The sequence below is a fragment of the Syntrophorhabdaceae bacterium genome (genome assembly GCA_036504895.1).
Lineage (GTDB): Bacteria > Desulfobacterota > Syntrophorhabdia > Syntrophorhabdales > Syntrophorhabdaceae > PNOM01.
The window spans coordinates 1-3,737 of record DASXUJ010000129.1; the positions used below are offsets into that span (position 1 = coordinate 1).

General features: G+C 53.4%; 3 protein-coding genes. All 3 read left to right on the forward strand.

Annotated features, from left to right (window positions below; all coding sequences use genetic code 11):
- Positions 1-1,100 (forward strand): PHP domain-containing protein (locus VGJ94_18600; GenBank protein ID HEY3278633.1); only part of this gene is annotated, 1,100 nt, incomplete at its 5' end.
- Positions 1,069-1,707, forward strand: coding sequence for an endonuclease III (nth, locus tag VGJ94_18605; protein HEY3278634.1), 639 nt, complete (start codon positions 1,069-1,071; stop codon positions 1,705-1,707). The genes VGJ94_18600 and nth, both read left to right, overlap by 32 nt.
- Positions 1,700-3,589 (forward strand): transketolase, encoded by a 1,890-nt coding sequence (locus VGJ94_18610; GenBank protein ID HEY3278635.1) that lies wholly within the window; start codon positions 1,700-1,702, stop codon positions 3,587-3,589. The genes nth and VGJ94_18610 overlap by 8 nt, the downstream gene beginning before the upstream one ends.
- The last annotated feature ends 148 nt before the right edge of the window (positions 3,590-3,737 follow it).

The window sequence follows — 3,737 nt, forward strand, 5'->3', positions numbered from 1 at the left end:
CCGCTGAAGTGGAAGAGGTGCTTCTCCGGGGAGATACAAAGACCTCGTGCCGTCTCGTCTCCGGTATCGAGGCGGATCTGAGGGTCGTCGAAGAAAAGGCCTTCCCCTATGCCCTTCTTTATTTCACGGGCAGCAAAGAGCATAACGTCAAACTGAGAGGAGTCGCAAAAAAAAGGGGCTGGAAGCTGAATGAATATGGACTCTTCGAAGAAGAGAGCCTCATCGCCTGCCGTGACGAGGAAGAGGTATACCGTGCCCTGGGTCTCTCATATATACCGCCCGAGCTGCGGGAAGATATGGGGGAGGTGGAGGCCGCGGCCGAAGATGCGATCCCCCGCCTCGTGACTTTCGAAGACCTCCGCGGGACCTTCCACGTCCATACCAGCTTCAGCGATGGTATGGACGGATTGGAACGGATGGTCGAGGGGGCGCGAAGGATGGGTTTCTCCTACCTCGGGATCGCGGACCATAGCAAGAGCGCCTATTACGCGAAGGGACTCAAGCCCGATGATGTGCGCAGACAATGGGAGGCGATAGACGGGCTGAGGGAGGGATATCCCGATTTTCATATCTTCAAAGGCATCGAGAGCGACATTCTCCCGGACGGCAGTCTCGATTATGACGACGAGCTGCTCGAGGGCTTCGATTTTGTTGTGGCCTCGGTCCATTCGGGGTTTACCATGAAAAAGGAGGAAATGGAGGCGAGAATAGTGAGGGCCCTCGAGAACCCCTACACCACCATGCTGGGACACCCGACCGGACGCCTTCTGCTTTCACGGGACGGGTATAATGTGGATATGTACCGCGTGATCGATAAGGCGGCGGAAAATTCGGTGATAATCGAATTGAATGCAAGCCGTTACCGTCTCGATATAGACTGGCGCTACCTGAAGTATGCAAAGGAGCGGGGCGTCATGGTCTCCATCAATCCCGATGCCCATTCGGCTTCGGGCCTGGGAGAAATCGTATACGGCGTTCACATTGCCCGCAAGGGGTGGCAGGAGAGCAAAGATATATTGAACACGCGGGATGTAAATGATATAAAAGATACGTTTAAAAGGCTCCGATATGCAAAAAGACATAGGGTCGATCATAGATAACCTCGAAAAGATGCACGGCGGGGCAAGAGTAGAGCTTCACTTCAAAACCCCGCTGGAGCTTATGGTGGCCACGGTCCTGTCGGCCCAATGCACCGATGAAAGGGTAAATAGGGTCACTTTGTCTCTTTTCAAAAAATACGGTGACTTGAATGCATATCTTGAGGCTCCTCTTGAAGAATTGGAGGAGGACATTAGGCCCACCGGATTCTACAGGAACAAGGCAAAGGCCCTGAAAAATATCGCATCGGAGATTCTCGGACGCTTCGGGGGACATATTCCCGAGGACGTGGATACTCTTGCCACCATCAAGGGCATCGGGCGGAAAACGGCAAACCTGATCGTGGGGGCGGCCTTCGGAAAGCCCGCCATGGTGGTCGAGACCCATGTGATACGAGTCGCCAACAGGGTAGGGCTGACGAGCAACAAAGACCCGGAAAAGATCGAAATCGACTTGAAAAAATTGGTCGCTGAAACAGAGTGGACGCGTTTTTCCCTCCTTCTCACCCTTCACGGCCGTTATGTTTGTAAGGCGAGGAAGCCTGAATGCAACAGGTGTCTCATACGGGATTATTGCAACTATTGGTTGGGAGGAATGGCAGATGTTTGAGAAGGAAAGACTTACCGAAAAAGAATCACAGGATTTAGCTGAGTTATCACGTATCGCGAAGGGTGATATCATCACCATGACCAGGCTCGCGGGCTCGGGTCACCCGGGAGGGTCCATATCGTCCCTCGATCTCTACCTCGTGCTTTTCTCTTACGCGCAACTGAGCGGTGAGGCGAGGGACCGTTTCGTAATCAGCCACGGCCATACCTCTCCGGGAGTATACGCGAGTCTCGCGAGGCTCGGCCATCTCCCCGCGGAAGAGGTGGTCGCATTCTTCAGGAAAGCGGGCAGCCCCTTCGAGGGGCACGTGGTGAAGGGCATCCCCTATATCGACTGGTCCACCGGAAATCTCGGCCAAGGGTTATCGGCCGGTTGCGGCTTTGCCCTGGCCTCGAAAATGCGTGGTGAAGACTCTCACGTCTATGTACTCATGGGGGACGGTGAGCAGCAGAAAGGACAGATATCCGAAGCCAGAAGGTTTGCGAAGAAATTCGGTCTTTCCAATATGACTGCCTTGATCGATTTCAACGGACTCCAGATAAGCGGCGCCATCGATTGCGTAATGCCTCAGAACGTAATCGAAAATTATCTCTCCGACGGCTGGGATGTGCTGGAGATCGACGGGCACGACTACGACGATATTTATCGGGCCCTGAAGAAGACGAGGAACAGCGGGAGTCCCACCTGCGTGATTGCCCGCACTGTAATGGGTAAGGGCATCCCCCTTATGGAGAACAAGGAGAAGTATCACGGGAGCCCCCTTAACGAGAAGGAGTATAAGGAGGCCATGAGTGCACTGGGAATCGAGGATGGATTTGCCGAATACCAGGTAAAGCGCCGAGGCACGTGGACATGGAGAAAGAGCATCCTGGAAAAGGAGCTCGTGGTGGACCCGGGAGAGCCTATCACTTATGGGAATGAAGCGAAGATGGACAACAGGTCCGCCTTCGGTAAAGCATTAAAAGATATAGGAGAGAGAAATATCGGCAAAGGGAGCACGGTCTGCGTCTTTGACTGCGATCTGGCCGGCTCCGTGAAAACCGCCGATTTCGCGGCAGCCTTCCCTCAATATTTTTTCCAGGGCGGCATTCAGGAGCATAACACGGCTACCGTCTCGGGCGCCCTGTCTACCGATGGCTTCCTCACATTCTTTGCCGATTTCGGGGCCTTCGGTATCGACGAGACATACAACCAGCAAAGGCTGAACGATATCAATAACGCAAACCTCAAGCTGATTCTGACCCATGTGGGCCTTGACGTGGGGCAGGACGGAAAAACCCACCAGTGCGTCGACTACATAAGCCTGGCAGCCAATCTGCATAATCTGAAGGTAATCGTACCTGCGGACCCGAACCAGACTGACAGGGCGGTGCGCTATGCGGCCACGACAAAGGGGAATTTCCTGATCGCCATGGGACGCTCCCGGTGGCCCGTGATAAGCGGCAGTGGTGACAAGGCCCTTTATGACGATGGCTATACCTTCGAATATGGAAAGATGGATATAGTAAAGGAAGGAAAGGACGGGGCTATCATATGTTACGGCGGGATGGTGTCGAAAGGAATGGATATCTCCCGGGCTCTTGAAAGAGAGGGCCTTTTCATGGGCGTAATCAATATGGCATGCCCGAAGGAGACCGACGAAGAGGTAATGTCCCGGCTTCTCACCCTGCCGGTGATTGTCACCTACGAGGACCACAACGTTCTTACAGGCATCGCGCCCTGTATCGCTGCGTATTTATTGAAAAAGGGCTACAAGGGAAGGATGGAGTCCTTCGGGGTGAAAGGTTACGGTGTATCGGGAGAGGCGGAAGAGGCGTACGAGGCTGAGGGACTCGACGTGAAAAACATGGCCGGAGTGCTTCTTAAGCTGTTGAAGAGCTGAGTGGCTGATTTCTAAAACCTGGGGGACACTATGGATGATATCAAAGGCATGTATAAAAAAGTAGTGAAAGACAATTTTCCCGATTCCCTGAAGATCGATTTTGGCGGACAAACCCTCGTGTACAGGAAAAAGGTCTGGAGTATCTTTG